Origin of the sequence: Gorillibacterium massiliense (assembly GCF_000455485.1) — a bacterium.
GTDB lineage: Bacteria > Bacillota > Bacilli > Paenibacillales > NBRC-103111 > Gorillibacterium > Gorillibacterium massiliense.
Genome location: NZ_CBQR020000168.1, coordinates 1 through 4,606 on the forward strand (window position 1 = coordinate 1; position 4,606 = coordinate 4,606).

The 4,606-nt window shown below is 50.8% G+C and carries 6 protein-coding genes and 1 pseudogene; all 7 read left to right on the top strand.

Features of this window, described 5'->3' with window-relative positions:
- The first annotated feature begins 160 nt into the window (after positions 1-160).
- Positions 161-373: a hypothetical protein gene (locus TJ79_RS23865; protein WP_040952853.1), complete on the top strand. Its 213-nt coding sequence runs from the start codon at positions 161-163 to the stop codon at positions 371-373.
- 445 nt (positions 374-818) lie between these two features.
- Positions 819-1,115: a LiaF transmembrane domain-containing protein gene (locus tag TJ79_RS23870; RefSeq protein WP_040952854.1), complete on the top strand. Its 297-nt coding sequence runs from the start codon at positions 819-821 to the stop codon at positions 1,113-1,115.
- Between the two features lie 54 nt (positions 1,116-1,169).
- Entirely contained in the window at positions 1,170-2,012 is an 843-nt protein-coding gene (locus tag TJ79_RS23875) for a PspA/IM30 family protein (RefSeq protein ID WP_081757123.1), read from the top strand.
- A pseudogene (locus TJ79_RS28485) lies at positions 2,009-2,179 on the top strand (PspC domain-containing protein); the annotation flags it as partial. The gene TJ79_RS23875 and the pseudogene TJ79_RS28485, both read left to right, overlap by 4 nt.
- 312 nt (positions 2,180-2,491) lie before the next feature.
- Positions 2,492-3,235, top strand: coding sequence for a PspA/IM30 family protein (locus TJ79_RS27815; RefSeq protein ID WP_040952858.1), 744 nt, complete (start codon positions 2,492-2,494; stop codon positions 3,233-3,235).
- Positions 3,236-3,480: 245 nt separating this feature from the next.
- A complete protein-coding gene (gene liaF, locus TJ79_RS23885) occupies positions 3,481-4,068 on the top strand; it encodes a cell wall-active antibiotics response protein LiaF (protein WP_238323128.1) in 588 nt (195 codons plus the stop codon).
- Between the two features lie 47 nt (positions 4,069-4,115).
- Positions 4,116-4,606 (top strand): histidine kinase (locus TJ79_RS23890; protein WP_155988019.1); only part of this gene is annotated, 491 nt, incomplete at its 3' end.

A 4,606-nucleotide genomic window follows, 5' to 3' on the forward strand; every position in this document is an offset into this window, starting at 1 on the left:
GGTGCGAAATTCGTAGCTGCTCGAAATATGCCGGCAGAATTACGAGTATCGGGCACGTCAGCTTTGCGAAAAAATATAGAGATATCCTCCATCACGTTGTTTCAAAAGACTTCCTTTTGGGTAATAATGAGCCATTCTCTAAACCGAGGAGGCTGCGCCCATGAGCAAGCAATACAAGAACGAAGATTTGAAAACCGTTGTCGAACACGAGATTGGTGATGAATGGAATAGCGACGGCGTGACAAAGCAAAATGGCTCCATGGCGCCGGACTTGGCAGAAATGAAACGCCTCGGCAAGGACATGAACAGGATGAAGACCAATCAGACATTGAAAAGCGAAGGCTTGGTTCCGGACCCGGAGCAAACCGATTAAGCAGCTTGGCTAGTTACAAGAGCGTAACGGCAAGCGAGAGTCGCCTAGTTATCTTGCGATAAGTTGAACCATTGAAGAAGTAACGGTCGAAGGAGGAACAGAGGATATTTGGACTGCAGGAGCGTTAGCGTTCATCTTTGTTCTCGGATTTCATCCGCTGATATAGCGGTTTAATTCAAGAAATCCGAAAACAAGTTGACCGGAAGTTCAAATAGTCCGCAGTTCCTCCGTTCCGACTTTTACAGTCTTTGGTTCAACTTATATAGATAACCATGGCGGCTTTTTTGCTTTTCCAAAAGGTCTCGATCCGGCAAAACGCCAAAGGGTTAGGGGGGGACTCGACCTTAGTCCAGTTTCAAAAACCGACGTGGGTCTGTTTTGGCGAATCTCGTTAAGGCTTAGAATAAAGACATGAAGAAGACGAAGAAAGAAAGGCGGTGATTAGATGAAACTGCAAGGGAAAAATATGCTGGCGCTGATCCTGATCGCTTGTGGAGCATTGATTCTCCTCGGCAAGACGGGGATGGTGTTCGGCTGGCTGATCGGTTTGATTGTCCCAATCGCATTGATCGCATTCGGATATCTCGGAATCCGCAATGGGAAGAAGTTTATCGGAACCGTTCTGATCGTAATCGGTGCAGTGCTTCTCCTTGGCAAGCTGTCCGGATTAATCGGAATCGCCATTGCCGTCGCGCTGATTCTCTACGGAGCATCCATGCTGCGTAAGAAAAATGTATACTAACAAACGGTCAAGCCATACATTCGGATAGAACACCGTAAAGGATGGAGGGAAAGCATGAGTATCATGAAACGAATGAGAGATATCACGGTTGCGACGCTGAATGACCGGCTGGAGCAAGCGGAAGATCCGGTTCAGCTCATCGACGGATATCTGGCGGGGCTTCGAGATAAAATCCGCGATGCGGAACGGTTGCACGGACAAGTTTCCGTACATGCGCAATCGGTGAGGCACCAGTACTTAACCGCTTTTCAGATGAAGGAGAAACGGGAAGAGCAAGCGATGCTGGCTTTGAAAGCCGGAGAAGAGGAAATCGCACGATTGGCGCTTGAGGATAAAATGCAGCATGAAGAAACCTGCACCCGCTACGGCGCTTTGTACGAGGACGGCAAGCGTTCGCTCCTGGATCTCGAGGCGCAATTGAAGCAGTTGAAGCAGGATTACGATGAAGTGGCAGCCAAACGCAGCTATTATCAGGCAAGGATGGAATCCCTTCGTCTGCAGCAGCGAATGAATGATCGGCTGGGAACGGCACCTGTCGGCCCGTCGGCGAGAGCCTTTCAACGGCTGGATGACCGGCTGTCGGATCTGGAGCTGGAAGCTCAATCACTGCGGGATGTAAGAAGAGCGACGGCAGGATTTTCCACCACGATGAATTATGCCGCAGGCGTGGCGCAAAACAAGTTGGAATATGAAATGGAACGCCTCCGGCTGAAGCTGGGCGACAAATATGAAGAAAAGCGGCTTCAACTGGAAGAAAAGCTGGAGGAAAAACGAATCCGGCTTGAAGAGAAGCTGGATGAAAAGCGCCAGCAGTTGGAAGAGAAACTCAATGAGAAGTTGCAGAAATTGGAACAACTGAACATGACGGAAACCAAGGAAGGTTGGGGCAAAGTATGAAGAAATTGTACCGGTCCCGTAGGAACAAGATGGTGACCGGACTTTGCGGGGGCTTGGCAGAGTACCTAAACGTCGATCCGACTCTGCTGCGCGTGATCGTAGTCATCGTTGCCATCTTCACAACAGGTGGATTTGTCTTCTTGGCTTACATCATCGCCTGCCTTGTCATCCCGAAAGAGCCGGTATTCGAACCGCCTTATACGGGAGGTATGTATGGAGATCAACGGCCTCCCCGTGGCGGCAGCTATTCGCCGAAATACAACCAAGGGCCTTATTCCCCCGATGCCGGCAACGGAACCGGGAGCGGTTATACACCTAATCGTCCTCCGGCTTATTCCGGCCAACAACCGCCTGCCGCACCTGTACGAGATGAACTTGACGAAATGATGAAAGATATCGAGAAGAAGGCCCTTCGCCGCGAAGTCGATGAACTGAAAGCTAAATTGGAAAAATATGAAAAGAAAAAGGAGAGATTTAAGATGGGAGTATTTACACGACTCAAGGATATGACCCGCGCATCGATCAATGAAATGTTGGATAAGGTAGAAGACCCGATTGTCATGCTGAATCAGTACCTGCGGGACATGGAAGAGGAAATCGCTCAAGCGGAAGTGACCGTCGCCAAACAAATCGCCAGTGAACGCAAGCTGCAGCAGCAATTGAAGGAAGCCGAGAAGATGGCAGCCGCCCGGGAAACCCAGGCTCTTGATGCTCTGAAGAACGGCCAGGAAGCCTCGGCCCGTCAAGCTCTGGAAGAAAAGCTGTACTACGACCAAAAAGTCGTCGATTACACCGGCCTCCACATTCAAGCCAAGGAGCAAGCCGACGGCCTTGTCCGTCAACTGCATGAAATGAAGGATGAGTTCTACAAAATGCGCAACAAGCGCAACGAACTGATCACCCGTGCTCAACTGGCCCAGGCCAAGAAGCAAATGGCACAAGTGACCGGTAACCCGACATTGGGCGGAGGCAGCGCTTCCCGCGGCTTCCAACGCATGGAAGAAAAAATCATGGAGCTTGAGGTGGAAGCGGAAGTAGCCCGTATGCCTTATGTTCCTACCGGCGGCGGCGCACCGTCCTACAACGCAGCGGAGGCAGCGAAGCAAGAACGCCTGAATGAACAACTGCAGGCAATGAAAGATAAACTCGCAATCTCCACCGCTGCTCCAGCCGCTCCTGCTGCTCCTGTCGCACCTTCCGCTCCGGCTGCCGAGAAGAAGTAACCGGGTATATAAAAAATAACCTTTTGCCGCATGATCCAGTGTGATATGCTAGTTTCGCGAAAGATTGCTCTGGAATGGATCGGCTGACGGTTGAAAGCCATAGAGTCTTCGGTCTCTATGGCTTTTCTCCTACGCTTTATACTCATGGCGGCAACGCGTCTTGGAGGTGCGTGATGGATAAACCTCATAACAACAGACACCGAAATACGTACCTTATCCTCATTGGAGCCGGTGTTTTTCTGCTAGTGTCTAAATTTATCGGATTTTGGACGATTGCGGGCGTGCTGCTATTGCTTTTGGGCTTATCGCAAATAAGGTCCGGCGGCAATAAAAAGGGGTATCTGATCCTTGCGATTGGCGCCCTCTGCTTGACTGGAGGTAATTTTGCCGTAGTAGTTGCATTAATCCTCATAGTTCTCGGACTCTTTTATAAAAATGCGAAGAACTCAAATCCTGGCGGGGATTTTATTCATAAACAGAGCTTTCTGTCTTCCATCCGCCACGACCGTGAACCCTGGGTTTTGCGGAATATGAGTGTTTGGAATCTAATCGGCGAAATGCGTTTCGATCTGTCTTTGGCTATCCTGGAGGAGAAGGAAGCCACGATGGTGCTGCAAGGCGTCATCGGCGACCTGGATATCGTAGTGCCGGATGAGCTGGGGCTGCTTGTGGAAGGCACAGTTTATGTCGGACAGATTGCCATCGACGGAATGAAGCGGGAGGGCGTCGTCAACCGGCTGAGCTGGAGGTCTCCTAACTATGAGTCGGCGGCTGTAAAGGTGAAACTTATCGTCACCTACTACGTAGGAGATGTAAAAATAAAGATCGTGTAGGTGGTGGAAGCTTGAACAAACGGTTGACCGGCTTGATTTGGCGAAGCATGGGGGAATCGATTCTGCTCAGCTTCTTTCTCTTTGGAGTAACCGTATATGTGCTGAATACGTATGGCTATATCAAGCCTTTTCATTCCTGGCGGGACGGGATTATTCTCAGCCTGACGCTCCTTGGGACGGTGGCAGGCATAGGACTCGCCTACGGCTATTGGAACGGCAGCCGCACTGCGCGAAGGCTGGATCGGGTGTACGAGGTAATGCTAGCTTTGGAAAAAGGCAACATGACCCGTTCCGTCCCACCCCTTGGTGAGGATGAGATCGGCCGGCTGGGTGACCAGTTGAACCGGATCGGCAAGAAATGGGAGGAGCAGGTGAATTCGCTCCAGCGCTTATCGAACAACAACGCGCAATTAGCGGAAAAGGCACGGTATTCTGCGATTGTGGAAGAACGGCAGCGACTTGCTCGGGATTTGCACGATGCGGTCAGCCAGCAGCTTTTTGCCATCTCGATGACGGCGACGGCGGTATCCCGTACGCT

Bases quoted from the DNA above. Each gene is read 5' to 3' on its own strand.
- TJ79_RS23865 (WP_040952853.1), top strand. From the start codon at position 161: ATGAGCAAGCAATACAAGAACGAAGATTTGAAAACCGTTGTCGAACAC.
- TJ79_RS23870 (WP_040952854.1), top strand. From the start codon at position 819: ATGAAACTGCAAGGGAAAAATATGCTGGCGCTGATCCTGATCGCTTGT.
- TJ79_RS27815 (WP_040952858.1), top strand. From the start codon at position 2,492: ATGGGAGTATTTACACGACTCAAGGATATGACCCGCGCATCGATCAAT.
- TJ79_RS23875 (WP_081757123.1), top strand. From the start codon at position 1,170: ATGAGTATCATGAAACGAATGAGAGATATCACGGTTGCGACGCTGAAT.